We start from the raw sequence: 17,897 nt of genomic DNA, 5'->3' as shown, positions 1-17,897 counted from the left end.
TCGCCTTATTTGCCGCCGAGCGTTACAAACAGGGTCAAGAGCCCCAACATGCCGATAATCATGGCGAACGCGTAGTGATAGATGTAACCGGATTGAAGGAAGCGGATCACGCCGGCGAACCAGCCCATGAACCGCGCACTGCCGTTGACGATGCCGTCGATGACAACCACATCGCCCTCTTTCCAGAGCCCGCGGCCGATCGCGACCGCACCCTTCGCGAAGACCACTTCGTTGATCTTGTCCATGTAGTACTTGTTGTCGAGCAACGCGTAGATCGGACCGAAGCGCTTCGCGATGACCGGCGGCAGGTCCGGGCGCTTCATATACAGGAACCATGCGACGATGACGCCCAGCGCCGCGAGCCAGACCGGGCCCGGCGTGACGATGCTGTGCAACGCCATCGCGACCCAGCCGTGGAATTCCTCGCCCATTTCGCGCATGCCTTCGTGGTTCTCGGCGATGTAGATCACCTTGTCGAACACGACGCCGTGCGAGAAGAAGTCGCCGAAGAGCATGGGGCCGACCATGATCGCGCCGATGATCACCGACGGAATCGCCAGCAGGATCAGCGGCAGCGTCACCACCCACGGGCTTTCGTGCGGCTCGTGCGCGTGACCGTGACCGTGGTCATCGTGACCATGGCCGTGGCCGTGGTCATCGTGGCCGTGCGTTGCTTCTTCCGCGCCCATCGGCGAATCGGGATGCTTCGGACCGCGGAAGCGCTCCTGGCCGTGGAACACGAGGAAATACATGCGGAAAGAGTACAGCGCCGTGACGAACACGCTCGCCACCACGGCGAAGTACGCGAAGCCCGAACCCGGCAGATGCGAGAGCTTCACCGCATCGATGATCGAGTCCTTCGAATAGAAGCCCGAGAAGAACGGCGTGCCTATCAGCGCGAGCGATCCGATCAGCGATGTGATCCATGTGATCGGCATGTACTTCGCGAGGCCGCCCATGTTGCGCATGTCCTGGTCATGGTGCATGCCGATGATGACCGAACCCGCGCCGAGGAACAGCAGCGCCTTGAAGAACGCGTGCGTGCCGAGGTGAAACACCGCCACCGGGTACGCGGAGACGCCGAGCGCGACCGTCATGTAGCCAAGCTGCGAGAGCGTCGAATAAGCGACCACGCGCTTGATGTCGTTCTGCACGACGCCCAGGAAACCCATGAACAACGCGGTGATCGCGCCGATGACGGTCACGAACGACAGCGCCGCATCCGAGTGCTCGAAAAGCGGCGACATGCGCGTCACCATGAAAATGCCGGCCGTCACCATCGTTGCCGCGTGAATCAGCGCGGAAATCGGCGTCGGGCCTTCCATCGAATCAGGCAGCCACACGTGCAGCGGGAATTGCGCCGACTTGCCCATCGCGCCGATGAAAAGGCAAATGCACGCGACTGTCAGCAAGCCCCAGCTCGTGCCCGGGAACGTCATGCCCGCGAGCTTTTCGCCCTGCGCGAACACGTCGCCGTAGTTGAGCGAGCCCGCGAACGCGAGCAGCAGGCCGATGCCGAGCAGAAAGCCGAAGTCGCCGACGCGGTTCACGATGAACGCTTTCATGTTCGCGTAGATCGCGCTTTCCCGGGTGAAGTAGAAGCCGATCAGCAGATACGATACGAGGCCCACCGCTTCCCAGCCGAAGAAGAGCTGCAGGAAGTTGTTGCTCATCACGAGCATCAGCATCGAGAACGTGAACAGCGAAATGTACGAGAAGAAGCGCTGGTAGCCGTCTTCTTCCGCCATGTAGCCGATGGTGTAGATGTGCACCATCAGCGAGACGAAGGTGACGATCACCATCATCATCGCGGTCAGCGAGTCGACGAGGAAGCCGACTTCCATCTTCAGCGAGCCGAGCGTCATCCATTCGTAGACGGTGCCGTTGTAGCTCGCGCCCATCATCACGTCATAGAAGACGAACGCGGACAGGATGAACGAGATGAAGACGCCGAGAATGGTCACGCGATGCGCGCCCTTGCGCCCTACGGCCTTCCCGAGCAGCCCCGCGATCAGCGAGCCGGCAAGCGGCGCCAGCGGGACCGCAAGCAGGAGGTTTTCATTGAGTGTCGTGGACATAACAGCCTAGCCTGAAATTAACCTTTGAGCTGATCGAGGTCCTCGACGTTGATCGTGTCGAGGCTACGGAACAGGGTCACGAGAATCGCGAGACCGATTGCGGCTTCCGCTGCGGCCACGGTCAAGACGAAGAACACGAAGATCTGGCCGTGCACGTCGCCCAGATAGTGCGAGAACGCGACGAAATTGGTGTTCACCGCGAGCAGCATCAGCTCGATGGCCATCAGGATGATGATGACGTTGCGGCGGTTCAGGAAGATGCCGACGATGCTGATCGCGAAGAGGATCGCGCCGAGCACGAGGTAATGGGCAAGACTCAACATGTTTGTTTTCTCTCCTTCCAGAACTGCTGCGCTCAGCCCTTGTTGTCCACGGCGCCCGCGCCGATGTTGCCGGTCACGGCCGGTTCCACGGAGGCGTCCGGTGCCTGCGTTTCCGCCGGCATCTTGACGATACGCACGCGGTCCTGACGGCGGACCTTTACCTGCCGGCTGACGTTTTGCGTCTTCTTGTCCTTCTTGTCGCGGATCGTGAGGGAGATCGCCGCGATGATCGCGACGAGCAGCACGAGACCCGCGATTTCGAACGCGAAGATGTAGTCGGTGTAGATGACCTTGCCGATGAGCTGCGTGTTCGGCATCAATGCCGCGCCGCTCACGCCTGCCGCGGCGCCTGCGTCATGCAGCGGAGCCATCGTTGCGCCGAAACCGTGCCACAGGATGAGCGCCGTTTCGAGCACGATGATGGCGCCGACGAGGGTCGCGAGCGGCACGAAGCGCTTGAAATCGCGCCGCAGGACATCGATGTTGATGTCGAGCATCATCACGACGAAAAGGAACAGCACCATCACCGCGCCGACGTACACGAGCACCAGAAGGATCGCGAGGAATTCGGCTTGCAGCAGCATCCAGATCGCGGCTGCGTTGAAGAACGCGAGCACGAGGAAAAGCGCGGATGACACCGGGTTGCGCGAGGTGATCACCTTCAGCGCCGACACGGTCAGCAGCAGCGCGAAGATATAGAACAGTACGGTTGTGAATTCCATGATTACCGGTTCATCGTTAGGCCATCATCAGGCAGGGTGTGTCGGCGCGCGGTGCGTCCGATCCGCTCGCTCCGGACTCTGCGAGTCCGCGCCGAACAGCAACAGCTAAATCGCTTCGACCCGGCACCGGCGCGCGAAACGAGGGTCTCGTTGTCACGCGACGCCGGCACCGGTTCGCATCAACGGTACGGAGCGTCCGCCGCCTTCGATGCGGCGATTTCCTTCTCGTAACGATCGCCCACTGCAAGCAGCATGTCCTTCGTGAAATACAGATCGCCGCGCTTTTCGCCGTGATATTCGAGGATATGCGTCTCGACGATCGAGTCGACCGGACAGCTTTCTTCGCAGAAGCCGCAGAAGATGCACTTGGTCAGGTCGATGTCGTAGCGCGTCGTGCGGCGGGTGTTATCCGCGCGCGTTTCCGATTCGATGGTGATCGCGAGCGCCGGGCACACCGCTTCGCACAGCTTGCACGCGATACAGCGCTCTTCGCCGTTCTCGTAGCGGCGCAGCGCGTGCAGGCCGCGGAAACGCGGCGACACCGGCGTCTTTTCTTCCGGGAACTGCACGGTAATCTTGCGCTGGAACGCGTAACGGCCCGTCAGCGCGAGACCCTTCAGCAGCTCGGTCAGGAAGAAGGTCTTAAAGAAGTTCTGAATTGCGTTCATGATGTTTGGTCCGCTCTTGTCCCTGGTTTCGTTCGACTACTTCCAGATGTTGAGCGGCGACATGATCCAGAAGCCGACCACGACCACCCACACTACCGACACCGGCAGGAACACCTTCCAGCCGAGACGCATGATCTGGTCATAGCGGTAACGCGGGAACGTGGCGCGCGCCCAGATGAAGACCGACAGCAGGAAGAAGACCTTGAGCACGAACCAGAACACGCCGGGGATAAACGACAGGAACCCGAACGGGGCGTCCCAGCCGCCGAGGAACAGTGTCGTGGCGATCGCCGAGATCACGATCATGTTGATGTACTCGGCGAGGAAGAACAGCGCGAACGCCATGCCGGAGTAGTCGATCATGTGACCCGCGACGATTTCCGATTCGCCTTCCACCACGTCGAACGGGTGACGGTTCGTTTCCGCGATGCCCGAAATGAAGTACACGACGAACATCGGTAGGAGCGGCAGCCAGTTCCACGACAGGATGTTCACGCCGAAGCCCGCGAAAATGCCGCGCTGCTGCGAGGCAACGATATCCGACATGTTCAGCGTGCCCGCGACCATCAGCACGACGACGAGCGCGAAGCCCATCGAGATTTCGTAGGACACCATCTGCGCGGCCGCGCGCATGGCACCGAGGAACGCGTACTTCGAGTTGGACGCCCAGCCCGCGAGAATCACGCCGTACACGCCGATGGACGAGATCGCCATGACATACAGCAGACCCGCGTTGATGTTGCCGAGCACCGCTTTCGCCTGGAACGGGATGACCGCCCAGACCGCGAACGCCGGCACCACGGTCATGATCGGCGCGATCACGTAGATCCATTTGCTCGCCTGCGTCGGCTGAATGACTTCCTTCAGCAGGAGCTTCAGCACGTCCGCGATCGGCTGCAGCAAACCCGCCGGGCCGACGCGGTTCGGGCCGACACGCACGTGCATCCAGCCGATGAGCTTGCGTTCCCACAAAATCAGGTACGCGACGCACAGCAGGATCACAACCGCAACCACGAGGATGCGCACCAGCGCCCACACGGTGGGCCAGGCAACGCCGAGAAGCTGCGTGCCGCCTGCGTTGATCGTATCGAACAAGCCCATTTACGCCTTCTCCACTACCAGTTCACCGAACAGGCCGCCGAGCGCGGCGCCAGCCGCGGTAGCCGCCGACACGCGGACCACCGATTCCGCCAGATTCGCGTCGCGCACCGCAGGCATCACCACCGACAGATCGCCCTGGCGCACGCGCACGGCGTCACCCTCTTTCAGGCCGAGCTTGTCGAAGAGCGTCGTCGGCAGGCCGGCGACGTTCGCGTCGCGCGCCGCTGCGGTCAGATGCAGCGAAGGCGCGCGGCGCACGAGCGGGTCGGCGTGATAAATCGGCACGTCGGCGAGGCGCTCGAGGCCGCCCTTCACCGCGACATTCGATGCAACGCGCTTCGCAGCGACGGTCGTCTTGTTCGACAGACGCGCGCCGAGTTCGCCCGTGCCGAGCGCGGCGACCCGCACTTCCTCGGCCGTGTCGAACTCGAAGCCCGGCAGGCCCAGCATCGTGCCCAGCACGCGCAATACCTTCCAGCCCGGACGCGTTTCGCCCAGCGCGCGCACGACGCCGTTGAACGACTGCGCAGTGCCTTCCGCGTTGACGAACGTGCCCGACGTCTCCGTGAACGGCGCGATCGGCAGCAGCACGTCCGCATAGTCCATGCCGTGCCTGAACGGCGACATCACCACGACCATTTCCGCCTGCTTCAGCGCGGCGACGGCCTGCGCGGGATTAGCCGCGTCGAGTTCCGGTTCGGCGTTGAAGAGCACGTAGCCCTTGCGCGGCTGTTCGAACGCGGCACGCGCGTTCAGGCCACCCTCGCCCGGCAGCGCATCGACGAGATATCCGCCAACGGTGTTCGCGCCTTCCGTGAGGAAGCCGAGCGTCGCGCCGGTGTTGTCGGCGATCCATTGCGCGGCCGCCTGAATCTGCGCGAAGTCCGGATGCTGAACCGCCATGTTTCCGAGCAGCACGACGCGCTTTTCGCCCGCCGACAGCGACGCTGCGACGTCCTTCGCCGCCGCCGACGCTTCGCGGCCTGCGAACGCTTCCGGCAGCGCGACGCCGCGCGCTTCCGATACCGCCGCCGCGATGCCCGCGAGTTGGTCCAGCCACGCGGACGGCGCGGCCACCAGGCGATGCGCCGTCGGGATCAGCGAATCGTCGTTGCTCGCGTTGAGGAACGTGAGCTTCGCGCCGTTCTTCGCGGCCTGACGCAGACGCGCGGCGAAGAGCGGATGATCGCGGCGCAGGAACGAGCCGATCACGAACGCGGTGTCCACATTCGACAGGTCCGCGATCTTCACGCCGAGCCACGGCGCACCGGCGCCGACCGGCGCGGAGAAATCATTCTGACGCAGGCGGAAATCGACGTTCGGCGTGCCGACGCCTTCCGCGAACTGCTTGAGCAGGTACAGTTCTTCGACCGTGCTGTGCGGCGTCGCGAGCGCGGCGATGGCGTTCGCGCCATGATCCGCCTTGATGCCCTTGATGCCCTTCGCGACGTATTCGAGCGCGGTCTGCCAATCGGTCTCGATCCAGTTGCCGCCCTGCTTGAGCATCGGCGCCGTCAGGCGGTCGTCGCTGTTCAGGCCTTCGTACGAGAAGCGGTCCTTGTCCGAGATCCAGCATTCGTTGATCGCTTCGTTTTCCATGGGCAGAACACGCATGACGCGATTGTTCTTCACCTGGACGACGAGGTTCGCGCCGACGGAATCATGTGGGCTCACCGACTTGCGGCGCGACAATTCCCACGTCCGCGCGCTGTACCGGAACGGCTTGCTCGTCAGAGCGCCGACCGGGCACAGGTCGATCATATTGCCCGACAGCTCCGAATCGACCGTCTTGCCGACGAACGACGTGATTTCCGAGTGCTCGCCGCGGCCCAGCATGCCGAGTTCCATCACGCCGGCGATTTCCTGCCCGAAGCGCACGCAGCGTGTGCAGTGGATGCAGCGCGTCATCTCTTCCATCGAGATGAGCGGACCCACGTTCTTGTGGAACACAACGCGCTTTTCTTCGCTATAGCGCGACTGCGACTTGCCGTAACCGACGGCCAAATCCTGCAGTTGGCACTCGCCGCCCTGATCGCAAATCGGGCAATCCAGCGGGTGATTGATCAGCAGGAATTCCATCACCGACTGCTGCGCCTTCACGGCACGGTCGGAGGCGGTGCGCACGACCATGCCCGCGGAAACGGGCGTCGCGCAGGCGGGGACGGCCTTCGGCATCTTTTCGACTTCGACGAGGCACATCCGGCAGTTCGCCGCGATCGACAGCTTCTTGTGATAGCAGAAGTGAGGAATGTACGTATCGACCTTGTGCGCAGCCTGGATCACCATGCTGCCTTCGGGCACCTCGACCGTCTTGCCGTCAATTTCTAGTTCAACCATGATGGGGAATGGTCCTCAACCTCTTTCGCGCAACTGACTGTGCGCCTGATTACGCGGTAAGCGCTTCGGACGCCGCATGATGCGCGTGCCCGCCGACGAGACACTGCTTGTGCTCGACGTGATATTCGAATTCGTTCCAGAAGTGCTTCAGCATGCCGCGCACCGGCATCGCGGCCGCATCGCCGAGCGCGCAGATCGTGCGGCCCATGATGTTTTCGGCGACCGAGTTCAGCAGATCCAGGTCTTCCTTGCGGCCGAGGCCATGCTCGATGCGATGCACCACGCGATACAACCAACCCGTTCCTTCTCGGCACGGCGTGCACTGGCCGCACGACTCTTCGTAATAGAAGTACGACAAGCGCAGCAGCGAGCGCACCATGCAGCGCGTTTCGTTCATGACGATGACCGCGCCCGAGCCGAGCATCGACCCGGCTTTCGCGATCGAATCGTAGTCCATGTCGGTCGCGAGCATCATGTCGCCCGGCACGACCGGCGCCGACGAACCGCCCGGAATGACCGCCTTGATCGATTCGCCGCGCACGCCGCCCGCAAGTTCCATCAACGTGGAGAACGGCGTGCCGAGCGGAACCTCGTAGTTGCCCGGACGATTCACGTCGCCCGATACGGAGAAGATCTTCGTGCCGCCGTTGTTCGGCTTGCCGAGTTCGAGGTAATTCTTCGGGCCGATTTCCAACAGGAACGGCACGGCAGCGAAGGTCTCGGTGTTGTTGATCGTCGTTGGCTTGCCGTACACGCCGAAGCTCGCCGGGAACGGCGGCTTGAAGCGCGGCTGGCCCTTCTTGCCTTCAAGCGATTCGAGCAACGCCGTTTCTTCGCCGCAGATGTACGCGCCATAGCCGTGATGCGCGTACAACTCGAACGAAAAGCCCGAACCCAGAATGTTCGCGCCAAGATAGCCGCCCGCGCGCGCTTCTTCCAGCGCCGCTTCGAACACGCGGTAGACCTCGAAGATCTCACCGTGGATGTAGTTGTAGCCGACGGTGATGCCCATCGCATACGCGCCGATGGCCATGCCTTCGATCAGCGAGTGCGGGTTCCAGCGCAGGATGTCGCGATCCTTGAACGTGCCCGGTTCGCCTTCGTCCGAATTGCAGACGAGATACTTCTGCCCCGGAAACTGACGCGGCATGAAGCTCCACTTCAGGCCGGTCGGGAAGCCGGCGCCTCCGCGACCGCGCAGACCGGACGCCTTGACGTCGGCGATCACCTGTTCGGGCGGAATCTTTTCTTCGAGAATTCGGCGCAGCTGCTTATAGCCGCCGCGCGCAACGTAATCTTCGAGATGCCAGTTCTCGCCGTTGAGGCCAGCGAGGATCAGCGGCTTGATGTGACGATCGTGGAGTGACGTCATTTCGAAAGTTCCTCGATCAACTGGTCGATCTTCTCGCGGCTCATGAAGCTGCACATGCGGTGGTTGTTCACCAGCATGACAGGCGCATCGCCGCACGCGCCGAAGCACTCGCCTTCTTTCAGCGTGAACTTTCCGTCGGGCGTGGTTTCGCCGAAGTCGATGCCGAGCTTCTGCTTGAGATATTGAGCAGCACTATCCGAGCCGCCGTCCGGACCGAGCTGGCAAGGCAGGTTCGTGCAGAGCGTGATCTTGTGCTTACCGACCGGCGTGAGCTGGTACATCGTGTAGAACGTGGCGACTTCCTGCACCGCGACAGGCGGCATGCCCAGATAGTCGGCCACGAACTTCATGAGCTCGGGCGAGAGCCATCCATGCTCTTCCTGAGCGACAGCGAGCGCGGACATCACCGCCGACTGCTTCTGCTCGGCGGGATACTTGGCGACCGCACGATCGATTTCTTTCAGGCCTTCAGCTGAGATCATTTTCAGACACGACTCTTTCAATTCCTACCGAACGAAAACCTGCCGCGCCCATCATATTGCGGCAGACCTGGCGTCCTGCGGTTTCCTGTAATTGCTTCTACGCTTCCCGCTGCGGTTTTCTGCGACGGCGGCTCGACGAGCGCGCCGCGTGAGCGGGCGAATGGATCAGCGATCGATTTCGCCGAACACGATGTCCTGCGTACCGATGATCGTCACCGCATCCGCGATCATGTGGCCGCGCGCCATCTCGTCCAGCGCGGCGAGGTGGGCATAACCGGGCGCGCGGATCTTCAGGCGATACGGCTTGTTCGCGCCGTCCGAGATCAGATAGATGCCGAACTCGCCCTTCGGGTGTTCGATCGTGGCATACGTCTCGCCTTCGGGTACGTGGAAGCCTTCCGTGAAGAGCTTGAAGTGGTGAATCAGCTCTTCCATGTTGCTCTTCATGCCCACGCGCGACGGCGGCGCAACCTTGTGATTATCGACCATCACAGGGCCAGGATTCTTGCGCAGCCAGGCAATGCACTGTTTGGCGATACGCGTGGACTGACGCATTTCCTCGACGCGCACAAGATAGCGGTCATAGCAGTCGCCGTTTACGCCTACCGGGATGTCGAAATCCAGCTGGTCGTACACTTCGTAAGGCTGCTTCTTGCGCAAATCCCACTCGATGCCCGAGCCGCGCAGCATCGCGCCGCTCATGCCAAGCTGCAACGCGCGCTCCGGACTCACTACGCCGATGCCGACGAGACGCTGCTTCCAGATGCGGTTGTCGGTGAGCAGCGTTTCGTACTCGTCGACGTAGCCCGGAAAGCGATTGAAGAAGTCGTCGATGAAGTCGAGCAGCGACCCCTGACGGTTCTCGTTCATCCTCTCGAGCGCCTTCGCATTGCGGATTTTCGAGACCTTGTATTGCGGCATGGCGTCGGGCAGGTCGCGGTACACGCCGCCCGGACGGTAATACGCGGCGTGCATGCGCGCGCCGGACACCGCTTCGTACACGTCCATCAGGTCTTCGCGCTCACGGAACGCATAGAGGAACACGGCCATCGCGCCGACGTCGAGCGCGTGCGAGCCGATCCACATGAGGTGATTCAGCACGCGCGTGATTTCGTCGAACAGCACGCGGATGTACTTCGCGCGGATCGGCACGTCGATGCCCAGCAGCTTCTCGATTGCCATCACGTAAGCGTGCTCGTTGGCCATCATCGACACGTAGTCGAGACGGTCCATGTACGGCACCGACTGAATGAAGGTCTTGGATTCCGCGAGCTTCTCGGTCGCGCGATGCAAGAGGCCGATGTGCGGATCGGCGCGCTGAATCACTTCGCCGTCGAGTTCCAGCACGAGGCGCAGCACGCCGTGCGCGGCAGGGTGTTGCGGGCCGAAGTTCAGCGTGTAGTTCTTGATGTCTGCCATGACGCTCTCTTAATGTTTCAGGCCACCGTAACGATCTTCGCGGATCACGCGCGGCGTGATTTCGCGCGGCTCGATCGTCACAGGCTGATACACGACGCGCTTTTCTTCCGGGTCGTAGCGCATTTCGACAAAACCTGTCACCGGGAAGTCCTTGCGGAACGGATGGCCGATGAAGCCGTAGTCCGTCAAAATCCGGCGCAGGTCGGGGTGGCCTTCGAACACGATGCCGTACAGGTCGAACGCTTCGCGTTCGTACCAGTTCGCCGACGACCAGATATCGACCAGCGACGGAACGATGGGCACTTCGTCGTCCGGTGCGAACACGCGCACGCGCAGACGCCAGTTGTTCGAAACGGAGAGGAGATGGACGACCGCCGCGAAACGCGGGCCGTCGTAGGCGCCGTCGCCATACGTCGAATAGTCGACGCCGGCGAGGTCCATGAGCTGCTCGAAGCCGAGCGAGCGATCGTCACGCAGCTTGGTGGCGACTTCCAGATAATCGGCCGACTTGACGGCGACCGTCAACTGACCCAGCGACTCGGTGATGTTCAGGAGACGGCCACCGAACGCCGCCTCGAGGTTCGCTTTGAGGGTCTCGAGTTTGCTTGCCATAGTTGGGGAGGCTCAGGCCTTTATTGACGGGCGATGGTGTTGGTGCGGCGAATCTTCGCCTGCAACTGGATCACGCCGTAGACCAGCGCTTCGGCCGTCGGAGGGCAACCAGGAACGTACACGTCGACCGGGACGATGCGGTCGCAGCCACGCACAACCGAATACGAATAGTGATAGTAGCCGCCGCCGTTCGCGCACGAACCCATCGAAATGACCCAGCGCGGCTCGGCCATCTGGTCGTACACCTTACGAAGCGCGGGCGCCATCTTGTTGCAGAGCGTACCGGCGACGATCATCACGTCGGACTGGCGCGGACTCGGGCGAAACACCACGCCGAAACGGTCCAGGTCGTAACGGGCCGCGCCCGCATGCATCATCTCGACCGCGCAACACGCGAGACCGAACGTCATCGGCCACAAGGAGCCGGTGCGCGTCCAGTTGATCAGCTTGTCAGCCGTGGTGGTGACAAAGCCTTCCTTCAAGACCCCTTCGATACTCATTTGATTTCCACTCCAGATGAGCCGCCAGCCATAGCCGCTCATGAATCCGGTGATCTACCCGTTACTCCCAGTCCAGACCGCCCTTTCTCCAGATGTAGGCGAAGCCGAGCAGGAATTCGAGCAGAAAGATCATCATGGCCATGAACCCCGGCCAGCCGATGTCGCGCAGGGCAACGCCCCACGGAAACAGGAACGCCGTCTCGAGGTCGAAAATGATGAAAAGAATTGCGACGAGATAGTAGCGCACATCGAACTTCATACGCGCGTCTTCGAATGCCTCGAAGCCGCATTCATACGGCGCATTTTTTTCGGTGTCGGGCTTGTTGGGACCGAGAATCTTGCCGATGCTGACCAACGCTATACCTAAACCAAGGCCCACCACAAGAAACAAGAAGACGGGGTAATAGGGTGCGAGGTTCAAGGCTATCCTCAGATCGGTAGGTTCGGTCAGTCGATGATTGGGACGCTACTGCCGGGACAGACCACCCGGCGGTGGGATTCACTTGGGACCGCTCACGATCACAACGATATCGTAAGGGTACTCCAGAAGTGACAATGCCAGCCGAAGCGATGCATGCGGCTGGCATTGGATAACTTTTGGTGCCGACGGCGAGACTCGAACTCGCACAGCTTTCGCCACTACCCCCTCAAGATAGCGTGTCTACCAATTTCACCACGTCGGCACTGTACTGCAATCCGGGAAAACAACTTCTTAATTGCCGCGAATCGCTTCAAGACTTGAATTATAACTAGGTCTCACGAATTGTTCAACGCACAAACCACGAATTTCGCGAAAATTTGTTCTGGCCGTTATTTCGGCACGTCGGCGCCCGGTGCGGACGACGCCGGAGCCGCCGATGCGGGCGCAGTCACCGGAGCCGAAGCGCCCGCGCGAGCCGGTGCAGCGGCGGATGCCGCCACCGGAGCCGCACCGCCCAGCACGCCCGCGGACACCTGCGGCTTGTAGCTTCCCAGATACGTCAGCGCCAGCGTTGTGACGAAGAAGATGGCGGCGAGAACTGCCGTCGTGCGCGACAAGAAATTCGCCGACCCCGTCGCACCGAACAGACTGCCCGATGCGCCACTCCCGAAGGCCGCGCCCATGTCGGCGCCCTTGCCGTGTTGCAGAAGAACAAGCCCAATCACGCCAAGCGCCGACAACAACTGGACGACGATAATCAATGTTTTCAAATACAGCATTTCAACTCACCTGGATCTTGATGTTTCCGTGACACTCGCGTGCCGCGACGTGCTCTTTCAATCGCTTACGATACAAGCCGTTATTGCAACACGGTTTGGGCCGCCTGGCAGATTGCAAGAAAATCTTGGGATTTCAACGACGCGCCGCCAATCAGCCCGCCATCGATGTCCGCTTGCCCGAACAACTCTTGCGCATTATCCGGCTTCACGCTTCCGCCGTAGAGCAACGGGACGTGAGCGATGGTTGCGCCCTTCTCGGCCAGCTTCGAGCGCACGAACGCGTGAACGTTTTGCGCCTGGGCCGCCGTCGCGCTCTTGCCCGTCCCGATGGCCCAAACCGGCTCATAAGCGATGACAATTCGCGCCGCCTGCTCCTCGCTCAGCATGAGGAGCACCGCTTCCAGCTGCGCGCCGATCACGCGCTCGGTCGCATCGCACTCGCGCTCATCGAGCGTTTCGCCGAGACAGACGATCGGCGTTACGCCCGCATCGAGCGCGCGGCGCGCCTTTGCACCGACCAGCTCCGGCGTCTCGTGATGATACGCGCGACGCTCGGAATGACCGACGATGGCATACGTCGCGCCGAAGTCCGTCGCCATTTCCGCGGCGACTTCCCCGGTGTAGGCGCCCTGCGCATGCGCCGAAATATCCTGCACGCCCCAGCGCACGATGGAATCGGCGAGCAGCGCCTGCGTCTGCGCGAGATACGGGAACGGCACGCATACTCCGACTCCCACATCCTGCAAAGCCGATGCCCCCGCGGCTACTTCCGTCAGCAAGGGCGCATTTTGCTCGATGCGGCCGTGCATCTTCCAGTTGCCTACCACCAGTTTTGCTCGTTCTCTCGCCATTGTCTCGTCACTCGGCGGCTGTGACGACCGCCTTTCTGTGGAGCGACCGCGCTTTCGCCCAGTCGCCGGCATGTTATTGGAATGAACCGCTGGAAACCGCCAACTGCTTGCAAAACAGGCGATTTTACTGTGATACGGCGAAACCGGTCAAACCGCCGAAAGCCGTCGCGCCACTCACGCGCCGTCTTTCCAGCTCAGCACGATCTTGCCGACATGCGTGCTGCTTTCCATCAGCGCATGCGCGGCGGCGGCCTCGTGCGCCGGAAAGACCTGGTGAATGACCGGCTTGATGCGCCCGGCCTCGATTTCCGGCCACACGCGTTCCTTCAGCTTCGCCGCGATCTTCGCCTTGAACGCGATGGGACGCGGACGCAGCGTCGAGCCGGTGATGACCAGACGGCGGCGCAAGATGTCGTTCAGATTGATCTCGGCCTTGGCGCCGCCGAGCAGCGCGATCACGCAGATGCGCCCGCCGTCCGCCAGCGCCTTGAGTTCGCGCGGCAGGTAGTCGCCCGCGACCATATCGAGAATGACGTCGACGCCGCGGTCGTTCGTGAGCGACTTCGCCACTTCGACGAAGTCTTCCGTCTTGTAGTTGATCGCCCGCTCCGCGCCGAGCGATTCGCACGCGCGGCACTTCTCGTCGCTGCCGGCAGTCGCGAACACGCGAAAGCCGAGTGCGCGCGCGATCTGGATCGCCGTCACGCCGATACCGCTCGATCCGCCCTGCACGAGCAGCGTCTCTTCCTCGCCGTTTTCGCCCGCGCCGAGATGCGCGCGCTCGAACACGTTGCTCCACACGGTGAAGAACGTTTCCGGCAGCGATGCCGCCTCGATGTCCGACAAACCCGCCGGCACCGGCAGACATTGCTCGATCGGCGCGACCGCGTATTCGGCATAGCCGCCGCCGGCCAGCAGCGCGCACACGCGATCGCCCTTTTTGAGGCCGAACGGATTGTGCTTCGAATCGAAATCGCCATCGACGATCTCGCCCGCCACTTCGAGCCCCGGCAGATCCGACGCGCCCGGCGGCGGCGCATACGCGCCCTTGCGCTGGAACACGTCCGGCCTGTTGACGCCGGATGCCGCGACCTTGATGAGCACCTCGCACTTGCCCGCTTCGGGCATCGGGCGCTCGCCTAGTTTGAGGACTTCGGGTGCGCCAAACTCGGTGATTTCGACGGCCTTCATAGCATTCCTCTGATTGGGCATGGCGGGATGGATCGATTCATAGAGACGAACCGGATGGCGCTATGCACGCGGAGACAGCAATCCGTGCTCCACAGTGCCATCGGGTCCGGCGGCGCGCCGGACAATGCATAGTCCGATCGCCGTCGTACAAGAAAACGGCCGGCTCGCGGATGCGGCCGGCCGTCCACACGTTACCGCATTACTGCTGCGGCTGCGTCGGTTCGTTCTGTTGCGCGGCTTCGTTCAGAAGCGCCTTGGCGGACAAACGCACGCGGCCCTTTTCGTCCGTCTGGATGACCTTGACCTTCACGATCTGGCCTTCCTTCAGGTAATCGTTGATGTCCTTCACGCGCTCGTTGACGATCTCGGAGATGTGCAGGAGACCGTCCTTGCCCGGCAGGATGTTCACGATCGCGCCGAAGTCCAGCAGCTTGAGCACCGGGCCTTCGTAGACCTGACCCACTTCCACTTCCGCCGTGATGTTCTCGATGCGTTTCTTCGCCTCGGCCATGCCCTCGCTCGACGTGCTCGCGATGGTCACGACGCCGTCGTCCGAGATGTCGATGGTCGTGTTCGTCTCTTCGGTCAGCGCGCGAATCACGGAACCGCCCTTGCCGATCACGTCGCGGATCTTTTCCGGGTTGATCTTCAGCGTGATCATGCGCGGCGCGAATTCCGACAGTTCGGTGTTCGTGCCCGGCACGGCGGTGGTCATCTTGCCGAGAATATGCATGCGGCCTTCCTTCGCCTGCGCGAGCGCGACCTGCATGATTTCCTTCGTGATGCCCTGAATCTTGATGTCCATCTGCAGCGCGGTCACGCCTTGCGCCGTGCCGGCCACCTTGAAGTCCATGTCGCCGAGGTGATCTTCGTCGCCCAGGATGTCGGTCAGAACCGCGAACTTGTTGCCTTCGAGAATCAGGCCCATTGCGATGCCCGCGACGTGCGCCTTCATCGGCACGCCGGCGTCCATCAGCGCGAGACAGCCGCCGCACACCGAAGCCATCGACGACGAGCCGTTCGACTCGGTGATTTCCGAGACGACGCGGATCGAGTAGCCGAATTCGTCGGCGCTCGGCAGGCACGCGACGAGCGCGCGCTTGGCGAGACGTCCGTGGCCGATTTCACGGCGCTTCGGCGAACCGACGCGGCCCGTTTCGCCCGTCGCGAACGGCGGCATGTTGTAGTGGAGCATGAAGCGCTCGCGATATTCGCCTTCGAGCGCGTCGATGTTCTGCTCGTCGCCCTTCGTGCCGAGCGTCGCGATGACGAGCGCCTGCGTCTCGCCGCGCGTGAAGAGCGCCGAGCCGTGGGTGCGCGGCAACACGCCCGTGCGGATTTCGATGGGACGCACGGTGCGCGTGTCGCGGCCATCGATGCGCGGCTCGCCGTTCAGGATCTGCGTGCGAACGATCTTCGCTTCGATGTCGAAGAGGACGTTGCCGACGGTGGCCGCGTCCGCCGCTGCCGTGCCCGATGCCGCAGCTTCTTCGGCGAGCTTCGCCGACGTCGATGCGTAGACTTCCTTCAGCTTGGCCGAGCGCGCCTGCTTGTTGCGCAGCTGATAGGCCGCTTCCAGTTCCGGCTTCGCGATTTCGGTGACGCGCGCGATCAGCGCTTCGTTCTTCGCAGCCGGCTGCCAGTCCCACTCGGGCTTGCCGCCGTCGCGCACGAGTTCGTGGATCGCGTCGATCGCCGTTTGCATCTGATCGTGGCCGAACACGACCGCGCCGAGCATCACTTCTTCGGAAAGCTGCTGCGCTTCGGATTCGACCATCAGCACCGCGCGCTCCGTGCCCGCGACGACGAGATCGAGCGCCGATTCCTTCATCTGCGCGCGCGTCGGATTCAGCACGTACTCGTTGTTGATGTAGGCGACGCGCGCGGCGCCGACCGGACCGTTGAACGGCAGACCGGAGACGGCAAGCGCGGCCGACGCGCCGATCAGCGCGGGAATGTCGGCCGGGATTTCCGGATTCAGCGACAGGACGTGGATGACGACCTGCACTTCGTTATAGAAACCTTCCGGGAACAGCGGACGCAGCGGCCGGTCGATCAGGCGCGAGATGAGCGTTTCGCCTTCCGACGGACGGCCTTCGCGACGGAAAAAGCCGCCCGGGATCTTGCCGGCGGCATAGGTCTTCTCGAGATAATCGACGGTCAGCGGGAAAAAGTCCTGGCCGGGCTTCGCGGTCTTCGCGCCGACGACGGTCGCGAGCACGACGGTGTCCTCGACATCGACGATCACCGCGCCGCTCGCCTGACGCGCGATTTCGCCCGTTTCCAGGCGGACGCTGTGTTGTCCCCACTTAAATTCTTTGACGATTTTATTAAACATTGCGACTCCTTCTATGTTGCGCCGCGCCTTCCATCGAGCGCTTCGGGCTTTTGGAACGGCGCTGGGCCGGGACGGTGCCGAGCCACGCTTGAGAGGTGTGTTATGCCATTCCAGCGGGGTGCGGCCAAGGCGCTGGCGCGCCGCGCTGGAATGACACAAAGCTCTTGCCGCGAGGCTGGACCGAGTGTCGAACCGGACGATTCATCCGGGTGAAGCTTGTTTCGGTGGCGATCCATCGAAAGCGATCAGACACCACTTCGCGAGCGGATCGCGCAAAAACAAAATGCCTGTATCAGCGAACCGACACAGGCACTTCGTTAGAACGCTGGCCGCGAAGCCACGTCAGGGGCCAATTACTTGCGCAGACCCAGCTTTTCGATCAGCGAGCGATAACGGTCCGCATCCTTGCCCTTCAGGTAGTCGAGCAGCTTGCGACGGCGGCTCACCATGCGCAGCAGACCGCGGCGGCTGTGGTGATCCTTCGTGTGGGCCTTGAAGTGGATGGTCAGTTCGTTGATGCGGCTCGTGAGCAGTGCGACTTGCACTTCGGGGGAGCCGGTGTCGTTGGCGCCGCGCGCATATTCAGCGACGACTTCGGACTTCTTGATTTCTGCTACGGACATTTGCGTTTCCTTTGAAACAGACAGGCGGTCACGGAAGAAAGGCCGTGCCGTGGTTGCATCGGCGGGCTGGACTGAAGCCC

The 17,897-nt window shown here is 62.2% G+C and carries 17 protein-coding genes and 1 tRNA gene; all 18 read right to left on the bottom strand.

Features of this window, described 5'->3' with window-relative positions:
* Nucleotides 1-5: 5 nt before the first annotated feature.
* Nucleotides 6-2,078, bottom strand: coding sequence for an NADH-quinone oxidoreductase subunit L (nuoL, locus tag LDZ27_RS05895; RefSeq protein ID WP_244815767.1), 2,073 nt, complete (start codon nucleotides 2,076-2,078; stop codon nucleotides 6-8).
* A 17-nt stretch (nucleotides 2,079-2,095) separates the two neighbouring features.
* On the bottom strand, nucleotides 2,096-2,401 hold the full coding sequence (gene nuoK / locus LDZ27_RS05890; protein ID WP_007588140.1) for an NADH-quinone oxidoreductase subunit NuoK: 306 nt from the start codon (nucleotides 2,399-2,401) through the stop codon (nucleotides 2,096-2,098).
* 32 nt (nucleotides 2,402-2,433) lie between these two features.
* Nucleotides 2,434-3,123, bottom strand: coding sequence for an NADH-quinone oxidoreductase subunit J (locus LDZ27_RS05885; protein WP_244815766.1), 690 nt, complete (start codon nucleotides 3,121-3,123; stop codon nucleotides 2,434-2,436).
* A 179-nt stretch (nucleotides 3,124-3,302) separates the two neighbouring features.
* Entirely contained in the window at nucleotides 3,303-3,791 is a 489-nt protein-coding gene (nuoI, locus tag LDZ27_RS05880; RefSeq protein WP_244815765.1) for an NADH-quinone oxidoreductase subunit NuoI, read from the bottom strand.
* Nucleotides 3,792-3,827: 36 nt separating this feature from the next.
* Nucleotides 3,828-4,892, bottom strand: coding sequence for an NADH-quinone oxidoreductase subunit NuoH (gene nuoH / locus LDZ27_RS05875; protein WP_244815764.1), 1,065 nt, complete (start codon nucleotides 4,890-4,892; stop codon nucleotides 3,828-3,830).
* Complete coding sequence (gene nuoG, locus LDZ27_RS05870) at nucleotides 4,893-7,229, bottom strand: NADH-quinone oxidoreductase subunit NuoG (RefSeq protein WP_244815763.1); 2,337 nt, start codon at nucleotides 7,227-7,229, stop codon at nucleotides 4,893-4,895.
* 49 nt (nucleotides 7,230-7,278) lie between these two features.
* Nucleotides 7,279-8,601: an NADH-quinone oxidoreductase subunit NuoF gene (nuoF, locus tag LDZ27_RS05865; RefSeq protein WP_244815762.1), complete on the bottom strand. Its 1,323-nt coding sequence runs from the start codon at nucleotides 8,599-8,601 to the stop codon at nucleotides 7,279-7,281.
* Nucleotides 8,598-9,083: an NADH-quinone oxidoreductase subunit NuoE gene (nuoE, locus tag LDZ27_RS05860; protein WP_244815761.1), complete on the bottom strand. Its 486-nt coding sequence runs from the start codon at nucleotides 9,081-9,083 to the stop codon at nucleotides 8,598-8,600. The genes nuoF and nuoE overlap by 4 nt, the downstream gene beginning before the upstream one ends.
* 165 nt (nucleotides 9,084-9,248) lie before the next feature.
* On the bottom strand, nucleotides 9,249-10,502 hold the full coding sequence (locus LDZ27_RS05855; protein WP_244815760.1) for an NADH-quinone oxidoreductase subunit D: 1,254 nt from the start codon (nucleotides 10,500-10,502) through the stop codon (nucleotides 9,249-9,251).
* Between the two features lie 9 nt (nucleotides 10,503-10,511).
* On the bottom strand, nucleotides 10,512-11,114 hold the full coding sequence (locus LDZ27_RS05850; RefSeq protein ID WP_244815759.1) for an NADH-quinone oxidoreductase subunit C: 603 nt from the start codon (nucleotides 11,112-11,114) through the stop codon (nucleotides 10,512-10,514).
* A gap of 20 nt (nucleotides 11,115-11,134) precedes the next feature.
* Nucleotides 11,135-11,614, bottom strand: a complete 480-nt coding sequence (locus LDZ27_RS05845) for an NADH-quinone oxidoreductase subunit B family protein (RefSeq protein ID WP_006052903.1) — start codon at nucleotides 11,612-11,614, stop codon at nucleotides 11,135-11,137.
* 61 nt (nucleotides 11,615-11,675) lie between these two features.
* On the bottom strand, nucleotides 11,676-12,035 hold the full coding sequence (locus LDZ27_RS05840) for an NADH-quinone oxidoreductase subunit A (protein WP_159836469.1): 360 nt from the start codon (nucleotides 12,033-12,035) through the stop codon (nucleotides 11,676-11,678).
* 177 nt (nucleotides 12,036-12,212) lie between these two features.
* Nucleotides 12,213-12,297: transfer RNA gene (locus LDZ27_RS05835), tRNA-Leu, on the bottom strand.
* Nucleotides 12,298-12,424: 127 nt separating this feature from the next.
* Nucleotides 12,425-12,814, bottom strand: coding sequence for a preprotein translocase subunit SecG (gene secG, locus LDZ27_RS05830; protein WP_244815758.1), 390 nt, complete (start codon nucleotides 12,812-12,814; stop codon nucleotides 12,425-12,427).
* A gap of 80 nt (nucleotides 12,815-12,894) precedes the next feature.
* The gene (tpiA, locus tag LDZ27_RS05825; protein WP_244815757.1) at nucleotides 12,895-13,665 is read right to left on the bottom strand and encodes a triose-phosphate isomerase; all 771 of its coding nucleotides are present in this window, start codon (nucleotides 13,663-13,665) and stop codon (nucleotides 12,895-12,897) included.
* 174 nt (nucleotides 13,666-13,839) lie between these two features.
* On the bottom strand, nucleotides 13,840-14,856 hold the full coding sequence (locus LDZ27_RS05820; RefSeq protein ID WP_244815756.1) for an NAD(P)H-quinone oxidoreductase: 1,017 nt from the start codon (nucleotides 14,854-14,856) through the stop codon (nucleotides 13,840-13,842).
* 199 nt (nucleotides 14,857-15,055) lie between these two features.
* Nucleotides 15,056-17,194, bottom strand: coding sequence for a polyribonucleotide nucleotidyltransferase (gene pnp / locus LDZ27_RS05815; protein WP_244815755.1), 2,139 nt, complete (start codon nucleotides 17,192-17,194; stop codon nucleotides 15,056-15,058).
* Between the two features lie 353 nt (nucleotides 17,195-17,547).
* On the bottom strand, nucleotides 17,548-17,817 hold the full coding sequence (gene rpsO, locus LDZ27_RS05810; protein WP_244815754.1) for a 30S ribosomal protein S15: 270 nt from the start codon (nucleotides 17,815-17,817) through the stop codon (nucleotides 17,548-17,550).
* Nucleotides 17,818-17,897 lie beyond the last annotated feature (80 nt).

The sequence above is a fragment of the Caballeronia sp. Lep1P3 genome, assembly GCF_022879595.1.
Taxonomy (GTDB): Bacteria; Pseudomonadota; Gammaproteobacteria; order Burkholderiales; family Burkholderiaceae; genus Caballeronia.
This window is presented reverse-complemented; position numbering and strand designations above follow the sequence as displayed.

Coding starts and splice junctions, on each gene's coding strand:
- rpsO (WP_244815754.1), bottom strand. CDS start 17,817: ATGTCCGTAGCAGAAATCAAGAAGTCCGAAGTCGTCGCTGAATATGCG.
- LDZ27_RS05885 (WP_244815766.1), bottom strand. CDS start 3,123: ATGGAATTCACAACCGTACTGTTCTATATCTTCGCGCTGCTGCTGACC.
- nuoH (WP_244815764.1), bottom strand. CDS start 4,892: ATGGGCTTGTTCGATACGATCAACGCAGGCGGCACGCAGCTTCTCGGC.
- LDZ27_RS05855 (WP_244815760.1), bottom strand. CDS start 10,502: ATGGCAGACATCAAGAACTACACGCTGAACTTCGGCCCGCAACACCCT.
- LDZ27_RS05850 (WP_244815759.1), bottom strand. CDS start 11,114: ATGGCAAGCAAACTCGAGACCCTCAAAGCGAACCTCGAGGCGGCGTTC.
- tpiA (WP_244815757.1), bottom strand. CDS start 13,665: ATGGCGAGAGAACGAGCAAAACTGGTGGTAGGCAACTGGAAGATGCAC.
- pnp (WP_244815755.1), bottom strand. CDS start 17,194: ATGTTTAATAAAATCGTCAAAGAATTTAAGTGGGGACAACACAGCGTC.
- secG (WP_244815758.1), bottom strand. CDS start 12,814: ATGCTGTATTTGAAAACATTGATTATCGTCGTCCAGTTGTTGTCGGCG.
- nuoI (WP_244815765.1), bottom strand. CDS start 3,791: ATGAACGCAATTCAGAACTTCTTTAAGACCTTCTTCCTGACCGAGCTG.
- nuoE (WP_244815761.1), bottom strand. CDS start 9,083: ATGATCTCAGCTGAAGGCCTGAAAGAAATCGATCGTGCGGTCGCCAAG.
- LDZ27_RS05845 (WP_006052903.1), bottom strand. CDS start 11,614: ATGAGTATCGAAGGGGTCTTGAAGGAAGGCTTTGTCACCACCACGGCT.
- nuoK (WP_007588140.1), bottom strand. CDS start 2,401: ATGTTGAGTCTTGCCCATTACCTCGTGCTCGGCGCGATCCTCTTCGCG.
- nuoF (WP_244815762.1), bottom strand. CDS start 8,601: ATGACGTCACTCCACGATCGTCACATCAAGCCGCTGATCCTCGCTGGC.
- nuoG (WP_244815763.1), bottom strand. CDS start 7,229: ATGGTTGAACTAGAAATTGACGGCAAGACGGTCGAGGTGCCCGAAGGC.
- nuoL (WP_244815767.1), bottom strand. CDS start 2,078: ATGTCCACGACACTCAATGAAAACCTCCTGCTTGCGGTCCCGCTGGCG.
- LDZ27_RS05820 (WP_244815756.1), bottom strand. CDS start 14,856: ATGAAGGCCGTCGAAATCACCGAGTTTGGCGCACCCGAAGTCCTCAAA.